Here is an 18968-nt window from a genome sequence, read left to right as displayed (position 1 = left end):
CTGCGCAATCCGCAGGTCTTGGCCGGGGCGGCCGCGGCCCCTACGGTGTCCCGCTATGCCATCCCAAGACGATCTCGACAGCCTCTCCGAGGGCGAAAACTCCGCCTATCCCCCGTTCGATCCCCGCCTCGCCGTCCGCGTGCGCGAGCAGCTCGGACTCACTCACGGCCAGGTCGCCTGGGCCGTCTCGGCCTTCCATGGGCACCCCCTGCACCCCGATGCGCTCCTGGCCTGGGAGCGGGGCACCGAGGCGCCGACGGCCCGCCAGATCAACGCGCTGGCAGCCGCGTTGTGGTGTTCACCGGGTGATCTGCTGGGCGAGCCGGCCACGCTCCTGCAGTGCCGCACGCTCCTCGGGCTGACGGTGGAACAGGTCGCCACCATGGTCGGCATGACCCGCGACCGCTACGCCGAGGCGGAGCGGCGCAACCGCTGGCGTGGGTCCGGTGGGCAGACCCAGGCGCTGTTCGAGGTCCTGCGGCCGCCGCCCGCCTGCTTCGTCGGCGCATGCGGCAGGACGGGGCAACTGCGCGTGCTGCTGCGCGAGGCGGTCACCGGGTGGTGGCCGAACTACGTACGGCCCGTCGCGAAGATCGTCCCCGTGGCGCCGGCGGAGATCCGCGGAGCCCTGGAACAGCTCCACATGGCCTACCAGCGGATCGACAACCACGGCCGGACCGGAGCCGGCGCCGAAGCGGTCGAGCGCGAGGCCCTGGCCTTCCTCGACCGGGTCGACGAACAGCTGTGGCAGCGGCTGCGCCCCCAGGAAGCCTGACCCCACCCGCCTCCCGGAGAGGAGCTCTTGACACGCTCGACTTCAGGTGCGGCAATAGAGCCACCCAAGCAATAACGGAAGCTGCTTTCCGCATCGTGGACGATTCGTTTCAAGCAGTCTTCGGCAGGGCCAATCGGGGCTCGCTCACCCCGCGACACCCCGGCTCGGGGAGCTCCCACGTTCCTCGTTCCTCAGGGCACTTCCTATGCCCTCGGGCCCTCTCGCCGCCCGCTCGACTGCGTCATCGAACCAGTCCACACGGCCTCCGAGGCATCGGCCGCTCCCCAGCGCGCCCCTCCCCGGCGATCGCCGTACCGCAGCATCCCAGGAGGTACCTCCGATGTCGCCCAGCGCCACCCCCAGCCCCGCCCCGGCCCCCGTGCCGGACCCGGCCACGGACCCCGCCGCGAAGCATCCCGTCGACCAGACCCTTCCGTTCGGAAAGCTCCTCGGCGCCGGTCTCCAGCACGTGGCGGCCATGTACGCCGGTGTCGTCGCCCCGCCTCTGATCGTCGGCATCGGCGTGGGACTGAGCACGGCAGACATCGCGTTTCTGATGGGCGCCAGCCTCTTCACCGCCGGTATCGCCACCCTCCTGCAGACCATCGGCTTCTGGAAGGTCGGCGCGCGTCTCCCCTTCGTCAACGGCGTCTCCTTCGCCGGCGTGGCACCGATGCTGGCCATCGCCAAGGCCGAGGGCCCCGACGACGCACTGCCCGTGATCTACGGCGCCGTGATCGTGGCCGGAGTGTTCGGCTTCCTGCTCGCCCCCTGGTTCTGCAAACTCATCCGGTTCTTCCCGCCCGTCGTCACCGGTACCGTCATCACCCTCATCGGAGTGTCCCTGCTCCCCGTCGCCTTCAACTGGGCGCAGGGCGGCAACCCGCAGGCCCCGGACTACGGAGACATCAAGTACATCGGCCTCGCCGCCGTGACACTCCTGATCACCGTGGTGCTCCGCAGAGTGCTGAGCGGCTTCCTCAAGCAGATCTCCATCCTGCTCGGACTCGTCGCCGGCACCCTGATCGCCCTGCCCCTCGGCCTCGCGGACTTCAGCGCCGTCACCGATGCCGACATCATCGGCTTCCCCACGCCCTTCCACTTCGGCGCCCCGCAATTCGCCGCCGCCGCCATCATCTCGATGATCATCGTGATGATCGTCTCCATGACCGAGACCACCGCCGACGTCCTCGCCCTCGGCCAGATCGTCGACAAGCCCGCGGACGAGAAGACCCTCGCCGCAGCGCTGCGCGCGGACGGCCTGGGCACCGCGCTGAGCCCGATCTTCAACGGCTTCGCCGCCAGCGCCTTCGCGCAGAACGTCGGCCTGGTCGCCATCACCAAGGTCCGCAGCCGCTACGTCGTGGCCGCGGGCGGCGGCATCCTCCTCCTGCTGGGCCTGTGCCCGTTCCTCGCCTCGGTCGTCGCCCTGGTCCCGCAGCCCGTCCTCGGCGGCGTCGGCCTCGCCCTGTTCGGCACCGTGGCCGCCAGCGGAATCCAGACCCTCACCCAGGCCGGCCTCGAACGCGGCGACAACATCCTCATCGTGGCCATCAGCCTCGGCATCGGCGTCATCCCCATGGCCGCGCCGAACTTCTACCACGCCTTCCCCGAGAGCATGCGCATCGTCCTCGACTCCGGCATCAGCACCGGCTGCATCGTCGCCGTACTGCTCAACCTCGCCTTCAACCACATCGGCCGCGGCGGCCAGAACGACACCGCCGACACGGCCACCCTGAACGGCACCGCCCCGCAAACGGAGCCGGCTGCGGCCACACACGTGCACTGACCACGGACAGCGGGTGGGGTGTTCGCTCCCTCGGGGCGCACACCCCACCCGCGTCCAGGTGGAGTGCAGCCAGGGAGGGCAGCGTCGCAAGCTGCCCGGCGCCCCCTCCGAAGCTGGGTGGTAGAAGCAGGAACCAGGCGGCCGAGGCCGCGTACTGACCCATCAGGACGACGGCGTAGAACAGCACCAGAAAGAGCTTGCAGAAGCCGAGAAGCACTCCTGGGTCAGGATCCCTCGGTACGACTACATCCCCGCTTGGGGGCAGAGCTGACACCGCCCGTGACGTGCTCGATCAAGGGCCTGACGACCCATCAGAACGAGCGTCAAATGAGCGTCACGGGCGTCATTTCAGCGTCAAGACATCGCCCGTAACGCCCACAATGCACATAACGCACACCGGGAAACCTGCAGGTCAGGCGCCCTTGGCGATGGGCTCAAGGATCGCGACGCACTCCATGTGGTGCGTCATCGGGAAGAGGTCGAAGACTCGGAGGGTGCGGGGCTTGTAGCCGGCCTCCTTGAAGTACGCCAGGTCTCGGGCCAGGGCCGCCGGGTCGCAGGCCACGTACGCGATGCGGCGGGCCGAGAGCCCGGCGATGTGGCGGACCGTCTGCTTGCCCGCGCCCGCGCGGGGCGGGTCCAGGACGACCAGGTCGCATTCCGTGATGCCGGTCTTCGGGAGGACCGTCTCGACCTTGCCCTGCTCGATGCGGACGCGGGGGAAGTCCGCCAGGTTGTGCCGGGCGTCCTCGACCGCGCGCTTCGTGGACTCGATGCCGAGTACCGCGCCCGTCTCGCCCAGGCGTTCGGCGAGGGCGCCCGCGAAGATGCCGACGCCGCAGTAGAGGTCGAGGGCCATCTCGCCCTTGCGCGGCATCAGGCCCTGCATGACGGCCTTGATCAGGGTGTCCGCGGCCTGCGGGTGGACCTGCCAGAAGCCGCCCATGCCGACGCGGTACGTACGGCCGTCCGCGCGCTCGCGGACGAAGGGGCGGCCGTGGACGCGGTGGACCCCGCCGTCCTTCTCCTCGACCCGGAGTACCGAGACCGGCTTGTCCAGCTCGACCAGCGGGAGGCGGCCGCCCGGGCGCGGGGTGAGGACGACCTGGCGGTCCTGGGAGCCGGTCGCGGCGATCGCCTCGACCGTGGCCATCTGGGGCCAGTCCTGCTTCTCGATGCCGAGCTCGCTGACGCCCGGCGCCGCGATCATGCAGTGGTCGACCGGCTCGATGTCGTGCGAGCGGTGCTTGCGCAGGCCCGCGCGGCCAGTCTCGTCGATGGCGTACTGGACGCGGGTGCGCCACTGCGGGACCTGGCCCGCCGGGAGCTTGTCGCCCTCCGCCGGCATGACCGTGCCGTCCCAGCCGGCCTCCTCCGGGGTCAGCCCGGCGAGCCGCTGCAGCTGCTCCGCGACGACCTCGCCCTTGAGCCGGCGCTGGGCGCCCGGCTTGGCGTGCTGCCAGTCGCAGCCGCCGCACTTGCCGGGGCCGGCGTACGGGCACGGGGCCTCGACGCGGTCCTTGGAGGCCTCGAGGACGGTGATCGCGTCGGCGCGCAGGAAGCGGGAGTCCGCCTCGCCCTCGGTGACCTTGGCGATCACCTTCTCCCCCGGGAGGGTGTGCCGGACGAACAGGACCCGTCCGTCGGAGGTACGGGCGATGCAGATGCCGCCGTGCGCGACGGGGCCGACCTCGACCTCGTACTCCTCCCCGACCAAGGACTGCTTCTCGTTCTGCTCGGTCATGGTGGGGAGACTCCAAAACATAAATGGGAACGGCCGGACGACCGACCCACCAGTTTACGTGGATCTCGTCCGGCCGTTCGCCACACCGACAGCAGCGCCGCGCGCTACTTGCCCGCCCGGTCCTTCGGGCGCGGGGTGTCCACCGGTCCGCGGCGCACCGCGCCCGGGGCGTTCCACTCCTGCCGCTTCTTCGCCCGCTTCTTCGCGAGCTCCGAGGACTCCAGCTGGTACGGCACCGAGGTGACCATCACGCCGGGGGTGAACAGCAGGCGGCCCTTGAGCCGCAGCGCGCTCTGGTTGTGCAGCAGGTGCTCGTACCAGCGGCCGACGACGTACTCCGGGATGTACACGCTGACGGCGTCGCGCGGGTTCTCGCTGCGCAGGCCCTTCACGTACTCGATCACCGGGCGGGTGATCTCGCGGTACGGGGAGTCGAGGATCTTGAGCGGTACGTTGATCCCGCGCCGCTCCCACTCCTCCCTCAGCGCCTTGGTCTCGGCCGCGTCGACGCTGATGCTGAGCGCCTCCAGGGTGTCCGAGCGGGTCAGCTTGGCGAAGGCCAGGGCGCGCAGCGTGGGCTTGTGCACCTTGGAGACCAGGACGATCGAGTGGACCCGGGAGGGCCGCACGCTGTCGTCGCTGGGGCCCTCGGCGGCGGCGATCTCGGCGGAGACCCGGTCGTAGTGCTTCCGGATCGCGGTCATCGTGCCGTAGAAGATCACCATGCCCAGCAGGGCGACCCAGGCGCCGTGCGTGAACTTGGTGGCCAGGACGACGACCAGGACGAGCCCGGTGAAGATCGCGCCGAAGGTGTTGATCGCCCGGGAGCGGTGCATCCGGCGCCGCGAGGCCTGGTCCTTCTCGGTGCGCAGGTGGCGGTTCCAGTGCCGGACCATGCCGATCTGGCTCAGCGTGAAGGAGACGAACACGCCGACGATGTAGAGCTGGATCAGCTTGGTGGAGTCGGCGTCGTAGATCCACACGAGCAGGATGGCCGCGCCCGCGAGCAGCACGATGCCGTTGGAGAACGCGAGCCGGTCACCGCGGGTGTGCAGCTGGCGCGGCAGGTAGCGGTCCTGCGCGAGGATCGAGCCGAGCAGCGGGAAGCCGTTGTACGCGGTGTTGGCGGCCAGGAACAGGACGAGCGCGGTGGCGGTCGCCAGCACGATGAACAGGAAGCTGCCGTTGCCGAAGACTGCCTCGGCCACCTGGGAGATCACCGGGTGCTGGACGAACTCGGGGCCGACGGGGACGCCGTTGTCCAGCAGGTTGGTCGCGGGCGCCTCGGCCATCTTCACGTCGGTGGCCATGGCCAGGCCGATGATCCCGCAGAACATGGTGACCGCCAGCGCGCCCATCAGGGCGAGGGTGGAGGCGGCGTTCTTGCTCTTGGGCTTGCGGAAGGCGGGGACGCCGTTGCTGATCGCCTCGACGCCGGTCAGGGCGGCACATCCGGAGGAGAAGGCCCGCAGCAGCAGGAAGACCAGCGCGAAGCCGGCCAGCCCCTGGTGCTCGGCCTTGATCTCCAGGTGGGCCGTCGGGGCCTCCATGGTGTCGCCGCTGACGAGGCCGCGCCAGGCGCCCCAGGCGATCATCACGAAGACGGCGCCGACGAACACGTACGTCGGGATCGCGAAGAGTTTTCCGGATTCCTTCACGCCGCGCAGATTCATCAGCGTGAGCAGAAGAATCATGATCACCGCGGAGAGCACCTTGTGCTCGATGACGAAATCCACGGCGGAGCCGAGGTTCTCGACGCCGGAGGAGATCGACACCGCGACGGTCAGGACGTAGTCGACGAGCAGGGCGCTCGCCACCGTGAGTCCGGCCTTGGGCCCGAGGTTGGTGTTGGCGACCTCGTAGTCGCCGCCGCCGCTCGGGTACGCGTGGACGTTCTGGCGGTACGAGGCGACCACGGTGAACATCAGCACGACGACCGCGGCGGCGATCCAGGGGCTGAAGTGGTACGCCGACACACCCGCGATCGACAGAACCAGCAAGACCTCGCCGGGGGCATATGCCACTGAGGAGAGCGGGTCGGAAGCGAAGACAGGGAGGGCGATCCTCTTGGGGAGGAGCGTTTCCCCGAGGCGGTCGCTGCGCAGCGCCCGGCCGATCAGGATCCGTTTGGGCACGTCGGTCAGTTTGGACACGCAGAGGATCGTATGCGTTCGAAATCCGGCTGACGAACCCCCCGCCGGTATTCCGGGGCAATGAGTCGCCGTCTGCACCGCAAAGGTCACAACGGGGACCGCCCGTGTGTAGCTTGGGCCATGGTCTGAGACCCTGTGAAGCCAGAGCATGCAATGAGGCTGGGAACCAGCGAGCGCTGACAGCCGGAAGGACGGCCGTGCACATCGTCATTATGGGCTGCGGAAGGGTGGGCTCCGCCCTCGCGCAGACCTTGGAACAGCAGGGGCATACGGTCGCGGTCATCGACCAGGACCCCACCGCATTCCGCCGGCTGGGAGCCGGATTCGGCGGCCGCCGCGTCACCGGGGTCGGCTTCGACCAGGACACGCTCCGCGAGGCCGGGATCGAGGAGGCGGGCGCTTTCGCAGCCGTCAGCAGTGGTGACAATTCCAACATCATCGCCGCCCGCGTGGCGCGCGAAATGTTCGGTGTCGAGAACGTCGCCGCCCGCATCTACGACCCGAAGCGCGCCGAGGTCTACCAGCGTCTGGGCATTCCGACCGTGGCCACCGTGCGGTGGACCGCCGACCAGATGCTGCGCCGGCTGCTGCCGTCCGGGGCCGAGCCGCTGTGGCGCGACCCGAGCGGCGGGGTCCAGCTCGCCGAGGTGCACACCTCCGCCGCCTGGATCGGGCACAAGGTCAGCAAGCTGCAGGACGAGACGGGTGTCCGCGTGGCCTTCCTCACCCGACTGGGCGAGGCCATGCTGCCGACGTCCCAGACGGTGCTGCAGGAGGGCGACCTCGTCCACGTGATGATGCGTACGGACGAGATCGACAAGGTCGAGGCGGCCTTCGCCGAAGGCCCCGAGGAGGCACACGCATGAGGGTCGCGATCGCCGGGGCCGGCGCGGTGGGCCGTTCCATCGCGGGCGAGCTGCTGGAGAACGGGCACGAGGTGCTGCTCGTCGACAAGGCGCCGACCGCCATCTCCGTGGAGCGGGTGCCCCAGGCCGAGTGGCTGCTGGCCGACGCCTGCGAGATCACCTCGCTCGACGAGGCAGCGCTGCAGCGCTGCAACGTGGTCATCGCCGCCACGGGCGACGACAAGGTCAACCTGGTCGTCTCCCTCCTGGCCAAGACCGAGTACGGGGTCCCCCGGGTCGTGGCGCGCGTGAACAACCCGAAGAACGAGTGGCTCTTCAACGAGTCCTGGGGCGTCGACGTCGCGGTCTCCACGCCGCGTCTGATGTCGGCCCTGGTCGAGGAGGCCGTCAGCGTCGGCGACCTGGTGCGGCTGCTCCGCTTCAGCCACGGCGACGCCAACCTCGTCGAGCTGACCCTGCCCGCCGACTCCTCGGTCGCCGGCACCCAGATCAGCGAGATCACCTGGCCCGAGGACACCTCGCTCGTCACGATCATCCGCGGCAACCGGGTCCTGACCCCGCACGGGGAGGAGACGCTCGAGCCGGGCGACGAACTGCTCTTCGTGGCCGCCCAGGCCCGCGAGGAACAGCTGGAAGAACTCCTCCAGGCCCGTCGCTGACCGCACGCGACACGACGAAGGGGCGGGGCCGGCCATCGGATGGCCGGCCCCGCCCCTTTCGCGTCACGGCGGGAGGAACCCGGTAGCGGACGGGGCGCGGTCAGGCCCCGCGTTCCCGGGCGGCAGCGGCCTTGGCGGCCTCGGCGGCAGCGTCCTTGGCCTCCCACTCCGCGATCACGTCGATCGGCGGCGGTGCCTTCGCCAGGAACACCCACGTGAAGTACACCGCGAGCACCATCGGGGGCAGCTTCAGCGCGATGAGCACCCAGCCCAGCTGCGTCGCGTCGCCCCACCAGTACAGCGGGAAGAGGATCGCGTACTTGGCGAGGAAGATGAGGCCCCAGGCCAGACTGGCCTTCGTGTACGCCTTCTTGCGCCCGGGGTTGCGGGTGCGCCAGGACAGGTTCTCCTTGAACACCGGGCCCAGGATCACGCCCAGCAGCGGGAACCCCACGAGCGCGGACACCGTGAAGGCCACGCCCAGCCCGGCGCCGTAGATCATGCCGGGCAGGTAGAAGCCCTTGGCGGTACCGGTGAACAGGGCGAAGGCCACGCCGACCCCCACGCCGAAGACCCCGCTGAAGGCGTGCTTCACGGTGTCCTTGCGCAGCAGCCGCACGATCACGAGCAGGACCGCGACCGCGCCCGCCGCGATCGCGGACATCTTCACGTCCTTGTTGACCGTGTAGATCATCACGAAGAGCAGCCCGGGGAGCATCGTCTCCACGGTGCCCCGGACTCCGCCGAAGGCGTCGAAGAGCGCCGCCTGGGTCACGGCCGCCTGGTCTGAGGCCGGATCGGGGGACGGCCCGCCCTCGGGGTCCGGGGTGGTCGGTTTGTCGAATGACGTCACCGGTCAGTGCTCCTGTCCGAGCGGTCGGAGTTCGTACTTCGGGTTGAAGAGGACCCGGCGGCCGTGGCTCATCGAGATCCGCCCGGAGGCGATCATGCGCCGGCCGGGTTCGATTCCCACGATCGAGCGACGACCGAGCCAGACCACGTCCAGCCCGGCCGAGCCGTCGAAGAGCTCCGCCTCCAGGGCGGGCACCCCCGCACGCGGCCGGAGGGTGACGGTACGCAGGGTGCCCGTCACCTTGACTATCTGGCGGTCGTGGGAGTCGCAGATCCGCGTGCACCCCGCGGCTTCTGCGTCCTCTTGCAGCTCCGCCGAATGCAGCTCCTCCTGCGAGGTGGACAGCCGCTCTATCATCCGCCGGAACCGGCCCGCCGGCCTGACCGGCTTGGCGGACTTCTCGGGACGCGGTTCAGCACTCATACAGGAAGCGTACCGGCGCCCCCGCTACCGCTCGAAGCGGTATCCCATGCCCGGCTCCGTGATGAAGTGCCGCGGGTGCGAGGGGTCCGCCTCCAGTTTGCGCCGCAGCTGCGCCATGTAGACGCGCAGGTAGTTCGTCTCCGTGCCGTACGAGGGCCCCCAGACCTCCTGGAGGAGCTGCCTCTGGCTGACGAGCTTGCCGCCGTTGCGGACGAGCACCTCCAGCAGGTGCCATTCGGTGGGCGTGAGCCGTACGTCGCGCCCTTCGCGCACGGCCTTCTTCGCCGCCAGGTCCACCGTGAAGCCGCCGGTCTCCACGATCACCCCGTCCTCGCCGGCGCCCGCGGACGGCTCGGCCCGGCGGACGGCGGCGCGCAGCCGCGCGAGCAGCTCGTCCATGCCGAAGGGCTTGGTGACGTAGTCATCGGCCCCGGCGTCGAGGGCCTCGACCTTCTCGTCGGAGCTGTGCCGGGCGGAGAGGACCAGGATCGGCACCCTGGTCCAGCCGCGCAGGCCCCTGATCACCTCGACGCCGTCCATGTCGGGCAGGCCCAGGTCGAGGACGACCACGTCGGGGTGGCGGGCGGCCGCCAGCTCCAGGGCTCCGGCCCCGTCCGCGGCGGCGTCGACCTCGTACTTGCGTGCCTTCAGATTGATCACGAGGGCTCGGACGATCTGCGGCTCGTCGTCCACCACGAGCACCCGGGTCATTGAGGTCCTGCCTTCTGTCGTATCGGGTCGAGATCCAAGAGGTCGCTGCCGTCGGCGGCGCCGGGGGTACGGCGGCCATCGGGCGGGTCGCCGGCCGTCTCCGGCACGGCGGCGCGTCCTTCGCCGTCCGCCGCGCCGTCCGCCGCGCCTTCCGCCGCGCCTTCCGCCGGCCCACTGTCGCGCGTCACGGCCCGCAGCGTGAGCACCATCGTCAGTCCGCCGCCCGGGGTGTCCTCGGCCGCCAGGGTGCCGTCCATGGCCTCGGCGAAGCCCCGGGCCACCGCGAGGCCGAGGCCCACCCCGGCGCCTCGCGGGGCGTCCCCGTGCCGCTGGAAGGGGGCGAAGATCCGGTCCTTGGCCTCGTCGGGCACCCCGGACCCGCGGTCCACGACGCGCACCTCGACCCGGTCGCCGAGGAAGCTGGCGGCGACCACCACCGGCTCCCCGGCCGGGCTGTACTTGACGGCGTTCTCCACCACGTTGGCCACGGTGCGCTCCAGCAGACCCGGGTCCACTGCCACCATCGGCAGCGTCTCCGGGACGTCCAGCACCACGCTGTCCTCCGGTACGCCGCCCAGCGCCATCGGGACCACCTCGTCGAGGTCGATCTCCCGGACCAGCGGGGTCACGGTGCCGGTCTGGAGCCGGGACATGTCGAGCAGGTTGCCCACCAGGTGGTCGAGCCGGTCGGCGCCGTCCTCGATGCCCTCGAGGAGCTCGGCCCGGTCCTCCTCGGACCAGTCCACGTCGTCGGAGCGCAGGGACGACACCGAGGCCTTGATGGAGGCCAGCGGCGTACGGAGGTCATGGCTGACGGCGGCCAGCAGCGCGGTCCGGATCCGGTTGCCCTCCGCCAGCCGGCGGGCCTCCTCGGCCTCCCCGACCAGCCGCTGCCGGTCCAGGACCACGGCTGCCTGCGCGGCGAACGCACCGAGCACGCGGCGGTCCTCGGCGGGCAGCACCCGGCCGGACAGGGCCAGCGCCATGTGGTCCCCGATGGGCATGTCCACATCGGCGTCCTCGGGGCGGCCGACCGGACTCGGGCCGACGCTGCCGGCCGGCTGCCAGGGATCGACGTCGCTCGCGCGCTCCAGCAGGGCCACGGACTCCATGGCGAAGGTCTCGCGCACCCGCTCCAGCAGCGCGTCCAGCGTGGTCTCGCCGCGCAGGACGCTGCCGGCCAGGAAGGAGAGGATCTCGGACTCGGCGCGCAGCCGTGCGGCCTGGTGGGTGCGCCGGGCGGCCAGGTCCACCACCGAGGCCACGGAGACGGCCACCCCGAAGAAGACGGCGATGGCCACGATGTTCTTCGGGTCGGAGATGGTGAACCGGTGCACGGGCGGGGCGAAGAAGTAGTTCAGCAGCAGCGAGCCGAAGGCCGCCGAGGCCAGCGCCGGCGAGAGCCCGCCCAGCAGCGCGGCGGCCACGGTCAGCGAGAGGAACAGCAGCATCTCGTTGGCCAGGCCCGGGTCGGCGTTCACGTGCGTGAGCAGCACGGCCAGCAGGACGGGGAAGAGCATCCCGACGACCCAGCCGGCGATGATCCGGGTCCGTCCGAGCCGGGCCGCCGAACGGACCACGGGCAGGCCGCGGCCCCGGGCGACCTCCTCGTGCGTGACGATGTGCACGTCGAGGTCGGGGCCCGAGTCGCGGGCCACGGTGGCGCCGACGCCCGGGCCGAAGACGTACTGCCAGGCCTTGCGGCGGCTGGAGCCGAGCACGATCTGGGTGGCGTTGACCCCGCGGGCGAATGCGAGCAGCGCGTCGGGGATGTCGTCGCCGATCACATGGTGGAACGTTCCGCCAAGATCTTCGACCAGCGTCCGCTGGACCGCGAGCTCCTTCGGTGAGGCCGCGGTCAGCCCGTCGCTGCGGGCGATGTAGACGGCCAGGATCTCGCTGCCGGACCCCTTGGCGGCCATCCGGGAGGCGCGGCGGATGAGCGTACGGCCCTCGGGCCCGCCCGTGAGCCCGACGGCGATCCGCTCGCGGGCCTGCCAGGTGGAGCGGATGCCGTGCTCGCCCCGGTACTGCTGGAGGTACTCGTCGGCCCGGTCGGCCACCCACAGGAGCGCCAGCTCCCGCAGGGCGGTGAGGTTGCCGGGCCGGAAGTAGTTCGACAGGGCCGCGTCGACCTTGTCGGACCGGTAGATGTTCCCGTGCGCCATCCGCCGGCGCAGCGCCTGCGGGGACATGTCGACGAGCTCGATCTGGCCGGCCCGCCGCACCACCTCGTCCGGCACGGTCTCCCGCTGCCGCACGCCGGTGATGGTCTCCACCACGTCACCGAGCGACTCCAGGTGCTGGATGTTCACGGTGGACACGACGTCGATGCCCGCCTGCAGCAGCTCCTCGGCGTCCTGCCAGCGCTTGGCGTTGCGCGAGCCGGGCACGTTGGTGTGCGCGAGCTCGTCCACGAGCGCTACGGCCGGCCGGCGCGCCAGTACGGCGTCCACGTCCATCTCGGTGAAGGCGGCGCCCCGGTACCTGAGCTCCTGGCGCGGCACCTGTTCCAGCCCGTGCAGCATCACCTCGGTGCGCGGCCGCCCGTGGTGCTCGACGAAGCCGACGACGCAGTCGCCGCCCCGCTCCACCCGGCGGTGGCCCTCGGAGAGCATCGCGTACGTCTTGCCCACACCGGGTGCCGCGCCGAGGTAGATCCGTAGCGTGCCGCGTCCCATGCGCCCATTCTCCGGGACGTTTCCGCCGATCACGCACTTTTCCCGGCCGTCCGCCCATCCTTGACGGATCCCTGACACCCGCGGGTACGACAGCGGGCCGTACCCCGAAGGAGTACGGCCCGCGGCCTGAAAGTGTCGCCGAGAGGCGCGCCCGGGAATCAGCCGGGGGTCCGCCGGGTCAGCGGACCTCGGTGATCGTCGGACCCTGCTCCAGCTGGCCCATGCCGCCGGAGAAGCGGGAGCCCTCCTGGTCCTCGGTCTGCACGCCGTCCGGCACCATCTGCGCGTCGTTCGGCAGCTTCAGCACGATCGGGTCGCGCGGGGCCATCGGGCCGTCGCCGCGCACGATGACGGTCTCCCGGAAGATCTGCTCGAGCACGCCCGCCGACTCGGGGCGCACGGCGCCCTGGCCGGAGATGACGCCCCGCAGGAACCAGCGCGGGCCGTCGACGCCGACGAAGCGGACCAGCTGGGCGCCGGTCTGGCCGTCGGGCATGGGTACGGGCACCTGGGCGCGCAGCTCCCAGCCCAGCGGACCCTCGACCTCGTCGATGATGCCGCCCTGCTGGGTGATGCCCGTGGCGATCTCCTCGCGGACCTCGCCCCAGATGCCTTCCTTCTTGGGCGCCGCGAAGGCCTGCAGCTGTACGGCGCTGTCGCCGAGGACGACCGTCGCGGCGACGATCGCGTCACCGGCGACCTCGACGCGCAGCTCCATGCCCTCGACACCCGGTACGAGAATGCCGCCCAGGTCGACGCGACCCTCCTCCGGCGCACCGGGCACCTCGGAGACGTCCCAGGGGCCGTCGGGCCGCGGGGCGGGCGGCAGATTCACCCTGCGGGGCGCGGAGTCCTGCTCCTCGCCGCCGTCCTGTTCATCGGCAGCCACGCCGTCCACGACCTGCTCGGCCGCGCCGCCGTCCTTGGCGGAGTCGTTCTTCTTGCGACGTCCGAACACGTCACTGTCCTTCCCGGTCGGATACGACCGAAGCGTAGCCATTCCCACCCTGCTGACCAGCGCCGGATCCGGCCACGGCCGCATGACCGCCGGTGGAGCCGAAACCCCCCTCGGCCCGGGCCGAGCCGGGAAGTTCCGCCACCTCGTGGAAGCGCACCTTCTCGACCCTCTGGACAACCAGCTGGGCAATGCGGTCGAAGCGCTCGAACCGGACGCTCTCGCGCGGGTCGAGATTGACCACGATCACCTTGATCTCCCCACGGTACCCGGCATCCACCGTCCCCGGGGCATTCACGAGCGCGAGCCCGCAGCGGGCGGCCAGGCCCGAGCGCGGGTGCACGAACGCCGCGTACCCGTCGGGCAGGGCGATGGACACGCCCGTGGGCAGTACGGTGCGCTCGCCGGGCTCCAGCACGGCCGCCTCGGTGGTCACCAGGTCGCAGCCGGCGTCGCCGGGGTGGCCGTAGGCGGGCAGGGGCACCTCGGGGTCGACGCGGCGGATCAGCACGTCGACGGGCGCGTGGTTGCTGTCAGACATCAGGGGTTCACCTCGAAGGCGCGTGCGCGCCTGACCTGGTCCGGGTCGGACATCGCCGCCCGGATCTCCTCGGGCCGACCGTTGTCGATGAAGTGGTCGACCTTCACCTCGATGAAGAGCGCTTCTGCGCGCACGGCGACCGGGCCCTCGGGCCCGCCTATCCGGCCGACCGCGGTGGAGTAGATCTTGCGTCCGGCGACGGCGGTCACCTCGGCCTCCAGGTACAGCACGGTGTCCACGGGCACCGGCCGTACGAAGTCCGTCTCCAGCCGTCCCGTCACCGCGATGACGCGCAGCAGCCAGTTCAGGGAGCCCAGCGTCTCGTCGAGGGCGGTGGCGAGCACGCCGCCGTGGGCGAGGCCGGGTGCGCCCTGATGGGCGGGCTTGACGGTGAACTCGGCGGTGACGCGCACGCCCTCACCCGCACGGGCCTCCAGGTGGAGTCCGTGGGGCTGGCCCTCGCCACAGCCGAAGCAGTGCTCGTAGTGCGCACCGAGCAGCTCGCCGGGTGCCGGGGCGTCGGGGTGCCGGACCGGCGCGGCGGCATCGGCCGGGGGCGTCAACGTTGTGTTTCGTCCACTCACAGCCGCTGACCTTACCCGCGCCGCTACCCGTGGGTCGCCTCGTGGCAGGCTTGGTGCCATGCAGCTCTCCCCCGCGCACCACGACGAACGTCTGACCGCCCCCCGCTCGTGGTGGGCCATCGCCGTACTCATCGGTCTCGCGTGCGCGTTGATGCTGCTGCCGCTGGGCACGCTGCCGCTGCTGGCGGGGCTGGTCGGGGGCACCGCGCTGGCGGGGATGCTGGTGAGTTCGTACGGCTCCGCGCGCGTGCGCGTGGTGAACGGTGCGCTGGCGGCCGGCGAGGCCCGGATCCCGGTGGCGGCCCTGGGCGAGCCCGAGGTGCTGGAGCCGGAGGAGGCGCGCGCCTGGCGCACGTACAAGGCGGACACGCGCGCCTTCATGCTGCTGCGCAGCTACGTCCCGACGGCGGTGCGCATCCCGATCACCGATCCCGAGGACCCGACCCCGTACGCGTACGTCTCCACCCGCGAGCCGCAGGCCCTGGCCTCGGCGATCCGGTCGGCCAAGGGCTGACCGGACCGGGGCCGGGCGCCGGATCCGCGGCCGGGCCGCGGGTCAGATCGGGGGCGGGTCGCCGGCAGGCCCTTCGAGCATGGCCCTGGTGGCCTCGGGAAGGGGCTCGGAGGGCTGCTCAAGGGGCGGGAGCTGCGGCAGCGAGTCCCAGGCCACGGCTCGGCTCCGCAGGTCGGCACGGACCTTCTCGGCGAGTTTGCGGGTGTCCCGGCGGTTCATGACCGCGCCGACGGCGGCGCCCACCATGAAGGGCATCAGGTTCGGCAGGTTGCGGAACGTCCGCTTCAGGATCTGTTGGCGCAGTTCGCGCTTCATCTGACCGCCGAGCGCGATGTTCAGCGTCGTCGGCTTCGTCAGGTCCACCCCGCGCTCCTCCGTCCACGAGGTCAGGTAGGCGAGGCTGCGCTCCTTGAGGTTGCCGGGGGCCCGCAGGCCGTACACCTCGTGGAGCTCCGCGATGAGCTTCAGCTCGATCATCGCGACTCCGGTGACCTCGGCGGCCAGTTCGGCCGGCATCGCGGGCGGCACCGGCAGCATGGCCGCGGCTCCGATGCCCGCGCCCACGGTGGAGGTGCCGTACGAGGCGCCCGCGATCAGCTTGTCGGCAAGCTGATCGGGACCGAGGCCCGGGAACTGCGCGCGCAGGGTCGCGAGGTCCCGAACCGGAACGCGCGGTGCGTTCTCGATGATGCGGTCCGCGATGTGCAGGACGGCGGCCCTGACATATTCGCCGCCCTTGCGCACACCACTCTTGACACTCTTGACCGCTTGCAGCCGACGAGCCCCGGACCTGCGCCGGGCCGCCTCGTCGGACTCTGTGGCCGACGGCACCGCCGCGGCGGCGCCGGAGGACACGTCGGCTACGCCGGGGGCTCCTGGGCCCGTTTCCGGGCCCGTGGCTCCCGCCTGCGTCTCCGCCGGATCACCAGCTTTCCGGAAGCGGCGCTTCCGGAACGGTGTCGAGCCGGTCACGGCCGACGCCTCTCAGTCGCAGTCGCGGCAGATCGGCTGACCGTTCTTCTCTCGTGCCAGCTGGCTGCGGTGGTGCACCAGGAAGCAGCTCATGCAGGTGAACTCATCGGCCTGCTTGGGCAGAACACGGACGGCCAGTTCCTCGTTGGAGAGGTCCGCGCCGGGGAGCTCCATGCCCTCCGCCGCGTCGAAGTCGTCGACGTCGACGCTCGAGGACGACTTCTCGTTGCGCCGGGCCTTCAGCTCTTCAATGCTGTCGTTGTCGACGTCGTCGTCGGTCTTGCGTGGGGTGTCGTAGTCCGTTGCCATTTTTCGCTCTCCCCCTCTGGGATTTAGCGGTGTCTCAGCGCACGTAACGCGCGAGAGGCCGGACTTGTGCCCGACCTGAGGCGGAGATTTTGCCTCACATCAAGGTCTGTTACTCAATCGACACCCAGCCGCCCACCTGAAGGAGCGATTGGCTGGGATGACGACCGGGACCGTACACGGTCCGGGGGCCGTCTTGCACAAACGCCACCCCGTGTATTTCCCGCCGTTCGAGGGGCGGGAAACCCGGACTTCCCGGGCTTTCCGGCCTCTTCCGGGGTCACTGAACGCACATGACCCAACACTCGACAATGTGATCGATCACACAGCCGCCATCCTCTCCGCCCTCCGGTTATTCAGCCAACAGCGAACAAACTGCGAGGGGCGTCAGAGGGGCAAAGTGACACGCATCACGAGGCCACCGCCCTCGCGGGGCGTCGCCGAGATCCGCCCGCCGTGGGCGCGCGCCACGGAGCGCGCGATCGACAGACCGAGCCCCACACCCTTGTCACTGCCCGTGCGCTCCGTACGCAGCCGTCTGAAGGGCTCGAAGAGGTTGTCCACCTCGTACGCGGGAACGACGGGACCCGTGTTCGATACGAGGAGGACCGCCTGGCCGTGCTGGGACTCCGTGGTGACCTCGACCCAGCCGTCCTCCGGCACGTTGTACCGGACGGCGTTCTGCACCAGGTTGAGCGCGATCCGCTCCAGCAGGACGCCGTTGCCCTGGACCACCGCGAGCGCCCGCTCGCCGCGGATCTCCACGCCCTTCGCCGCCGCCTCCCCGCGCGCCTGGTCGATGGCGCGCGAGGCGACCTCGGCCATGTCCACGGGCTTGCGCTCGACTATCTGGTTGTCGCTGCGCGCGAGCAGCAAGAGGCCCTCGACGAGCTGCTCGCTGCGCTCGTTGGTGGCCAGCAGCGTCTTGCCCAGCTGCTGGAGCTCCACCGGCGCACCCGGATCCGACAGGTGCACCTCCAGCAGCGTCCGGTTGATCGCCAGCGGGGTGCGCAGCTCGTGCGAGGCGTTCGCGACGAACCGCTGCTGGGCCGTGAAGGCCCGCTCGAGCCGGTCGAGCATCTCGTCGAACGTATCGGCGAGCTCCTTGAGCTCGTCGTCCGGCCCGTCCAGCTCGATCCGCCGGGTCAGGTCGGACCCGACCACCCGGCGGGCGGTCCGGGTGATCTTGCCGAGCGGCATGAGCACCCGGCCGGCCATGGCGTAGCCGAAGGCGAACGCGATGATGCTGAGGCCGAGCAGGGCCATCAGCGACCGGCTGAGCAGGTCGTCCAGGGCGTGCCTGCGCTGCTCCAGGATGCAGGTGTTGATCGCGGCGTTGAACTGGTCGTACATCTGGCCCTTGCCGACCACGCCGGGGCAGGTGCTGGTGACCTGGATGTCCGTACCGCCCACGATCTTGAACGGCAGTCCGTTGCCCTCGCGCAGCGCCTGCGCCGCCAGCAGGTAGATGATCGACAGCAGCAGGATGCCCGCGATCAGGAACATCCCGCCGTACAGCAGCGTGAGGCGTATGCGGATGGTCGGTCGCAGCCAAGGGAAGGGACCCTCGGGCTGGCCGGGGTCCCAGGTCGGTCTCGGCGGCACCGTCGGTGGTGCCGGGGTCGCCGCCACCCGCGTCAGATCCGGTATCCGGAGCCAGGCACGGTCACGATGACCGGCGGCTCCCCGAGCTTGCGCCGCAGGGTCATGACCGTCACCCGCACCACGTTCGTGAAGGGGTCGGTGTTCTCGTCCCATGCCTTCTCCAGCAGCTGCTCGGCGGAGACGACGGTCCCCTCGCTCCGCATGAGGACCTCCAGCACCGCGAACTCCTTGGGCGCCAGCTGTACCTCCCTGCCCTCACGGAACACCTCCCGCCGGTTCGGGTCCAGCTTGATGCCGGCCCGCTCCAGTACGGGGGGCAGGGCCACGGTGGTGCGCCGCCCCAGGGCGCGCACGCGGGCGGTCAGCTCGCTGAACGCGAAGGGCTTGGGCAGGTAGTCGTCCGCGCCCAGCTCCAGGCCCTCCACCCGGTCGCTCACGTCTCCGGACGCCGTCAGCATCAGCACGCGGGTGGGCATGCCGAGCTCGACGATCTTGCGGCAGACGTCGTCACCGTGCACGAGCGGAAGGTCCCGGTCGAGCACGACCACGTCGTAGTCGTTCACCCCGACGCGCTCCAGGGCCGCAGCGCCGTCGTACACGACGTCCACGGCCATGGCCTCCCGGCGCAGCCCGGTGGCCACCGCATCGGCGAGCAGCTGCTCGTCCTCGACGACGAGTACGCGCACGTCGTTTCCTTCCATCGAGCCCTGAGGGCACACGTGTATTGCGTCGTCCATCCTGCACGTTTCGGCCGTAAACCGGCTGTAAGGCGTCGCTCGGGGGCCTGCGCGGGCCGGAAGTGTGGATTCCCTCGTCTCTCGAGGTTTCTGGGCCCAG

18 protein-coding genes are annotated in these 18968 nt (G+C 70.7%); 5 read left to right on the top strand and 13 right to left on the bottom strand.

Annotated features, from left to right (window positions below; translation table 11 throughout):
- Positions 1 to 55: 55 nt before the first annotated feature.
- Positions 56 to 775, top strand: coding sequence for a helix-turn-helix domain-containing protein (locus tag IF09_RS0109350; RefSeq protein ID WP_051832287.1), 720 nt, complete (start codon positions 56 to 58; stop codon positions 773 to 775).
- Positions 776 to 1115: 340 nt separating this feature from the next.
- A complete protein-coding gene (locus IF09_RS0109345; RefSeq protein ID WP_078613154.1) occupies positions 1116 to 2564 on the top strand; it encodes a nucleobase:cation symporter-2 family protein in 1449 nt (482 codons plus the stop codon).
- A 412-nt stretch (positions 2565 to 2976) separates the two neighbouring features.
- Here the strand turns inward: IF09_RS0109345 and IF09_RS0109340 are convergent, their stop codons facing one another.
- On the bottom strand, positions 2977 to 4308 hold the full coding sequence (locus IF09_RS0109340; protein ID WP_030293879.1) for a class I SAM-dependent RNA methyltransferase: 1332 nt from the start codon (positions 4306 to 4308) through the stop codon (positions 2977 to 2979).
- A gap of 104 nt (positions 4309 to 4412) precedes the next feature.
- A complete protein-coding gene (locus IF09_RS0109335; RefSeq protein ID WP_030293877.1) occupies positions 4413 to 6461 on the bottom strand; it encodes an APC family permease in 2049 nt (682 codons plus the stop codon).
- 197 nt (positions 6462 to 6658) lie between these two features.
- Between IF09_RS0109335 and IF09_RS0109330 the strand changes: the two genes are divergently transcribed.
- The gene (locus IF09_RS0109330; protein ID WP_030293876.1) at positions 6659 to 7327 is read left to right on the top strand and encodes a potassium channel family protein; all 669 of its coding nucleotides are present in this window, start codon (positions 6659 to 6661) and stop codon (positions 7325 to 7327) included.
- Complete coding sequence (locus IF09_RS0109325; RefSeq protein WP_030293874.1) at positions 7324 to 7986, top strand: potassium channel family protein; 663 nt, start codon at positions 7324 to 7326, stop codon at positions 7984 to 7986. The genes IF09_RS0109330 and IF09_RS0109325 overlap by 4 nt, the downstream gene beginning before the upstream one ends.
- Before the next feature lie 100 nt (positions 7987 to 8086).
- Here the strand turns inward: IF09_RS0109325 and IF09_RS0109320 are convergent, their stop codons facing one another.
- The 7 genes from IF09_RS0109320 to IF09_RS0109290 all read right to left on the bottom strand — a co-directional run bounded on the left by IF09_RS0109320 (position 8087) and on the right by IF09_RS0109290 (position 14734).
- Positions 8087 to 8839 carry a DUF3159 domain-containing protein gene (locus IF09_RS0109320; RefSeq protein ID WP_030293872.1) on the bottom strand — a complete coding sequence of 251 codons (753 nt, stop codon included), beginning with the start codon at positions 8837 to 8839 and terminating at the stop codon, positions 8087 to 8089.
- Between the two features lie 3 nt (positions 8840 to 8842).
- A complete protein-coding gene (locus tag IF09_RS0109315; protein WP_078613153.1) occupies positions 8843 to 9262 on the bottom strand; it encodes an OB-fold nucleic acid binding domain-containing protein in 420 nt (139 codons plus the stop codon).
- A gap of 24 nt (positions 9263 to 9286) precedes the next feature.
- Positions 9287 to 9973 (bottom strand): response regulator, encoded by a 687-nt coding sequence (locus tag IF09_RS0109310; protein ID WP_030293869.1) that lies wholly within the window; start codon positions 9971 to 9973, stop codon positions 9287 to 9289.
- Positions 9970 to 12654, bottom strand: coding sequence for a sensor histidine kinase (locus IF09_RS0109305; RefSeq protein WP_078613152.1), 2685 nt, complete (start codon positions 12652 to 12654; stop codon positions 9970 to 9972). Before IF09_RS0109305 ends, IF09_RS0109310 begins: the two co-directional genes overlap by 4 nt.
- 178 nt (positions 12655 to 12832) lie before the next feature.
- A complete protein-coding gene (locus tag IF09_RS0109300) occupies positions 12833 to 13612 on the bottom strand; it encodes a DUF3710 domain-containing protein (protein WP_030293862.1) in 780 nt (259 codons plus the stop codon).
- A 1-nt stretch (position 13613) separates the two neighbouring features.
- The gene (dut, locus tag IF09_RS0109295) at positions 13614 to 14150 is read right to left on the bottom strand and encodes a dUTP diphosphatase (protein ID WP_030293860.1); all 537 of its coding nucleotides are present in this window, start codon (positions 14148 to 14150) and stop codon (positions 13614 to 13616) included.
- Positions 14150 to 14734, bottom strand: coding sequence for a PaaI family thioesterase (locus IF09_RS0109290; RefSeq protein ID WP_030293857.1), 585 nt, complete (start codon positions 14732 to 14734; stop codon positions 14150 to 14152). The genes dut and IF09_RS0109290 overlap by 1 nt, the downstream gene beginning before the upstream one ends.
- A 58-nt stretch (positions 14735 to 14792) precedes the next feature.
- Here IF09_RS0109290 and IF09_RS0109285 point away from each other — a divergent pair, with 58 nt between their 5' ends.
- Positions 14793 to 15248 (top strand): DUF3093 domain-containing protein, encoded by a 456-nt coding sequence (locus IF09_RS0109285; RefSeq protein WP_030293855.1) that lies wholly within the window; start codon positions 14793 to 14795, stop codon positions 15246 to 15248.
- Between the two features lie 42 nt (positions 15249 to 15290).
- On the opposite strand, the gene IF09_RS0109280 is transcribed toward IF09_RS0109285, so the two are convergent.
- The 4 genes from IF09_RS0109280 to IF09_RS0109265 all read right to left on the bottom strand — a co-directional run bounded on the left by IF09_RS0109280 (position 15291) and on the right by IF09_RS0109265 (position 18817).
- Positions 15291 to 16220 (bottom strand): hypothetical protein, encoded by a 930-nt coding sequence (locus tag IF09_RS0109280; RefSeq protein WP_030293853.1) that lies wholly within the window; start codon positions 16218 to 16220, stop codon positions 15291 to 15293.
- A 12-nt stretch (positions 16221 to 16232) separates the two neighbouring features.
- Complete coding sequence (locus IF09_RS0109275; RefSeq protein WP_030154344.1) at positions 16233 to 16529, bottom strand: DUF4193 domain-containing protein; 297 nt, start codon at positions 16527 to 16529, stop codon at positions 16233 to 16235.
- 384 nt (positions 16530 to 16913) lie between these two features.
- Positions 16914 to 18158: a sensor histidine kinase gene (locus tag IF09_RS0109270; RefSeq protein WP_030293851.1), complete on the bottom strand. Its 1245-nt coding sequence runs from the start codon at positions 18156 to 18158 to the stop codon at positions 16914 to 16916.
- 5 nt (positions 18159 to 18163) lie between these two features.
- On the bottom strand, positions 18164 to 18817 hold the full coding sequence (locus IF09_RS0109265) for a response regulator transcription factor (RefSeq protein ID WP_030154340.1): 654 nt from the start codon (positions 18815 to 18817) through the stop codon (positions 18164 to 18166).
- Positions 18818 to 18968 lie beyond the last annotated feature (151 nt).

Origin of the sequence: Streptomyces katrae (genome assembly GCF_000717655.1) — a bacterium.
Lineage (GTDB): Bacteria > Actinomycetota > Actinomycetes > Streptomycetales > Streptomycetaceae > Streptomyces > Streptomyces katrae_B.
Note: the sequence above shows the minus strand (reverse complement) of the source record. Positions and strands in the feature narration are given on the sequence as shown.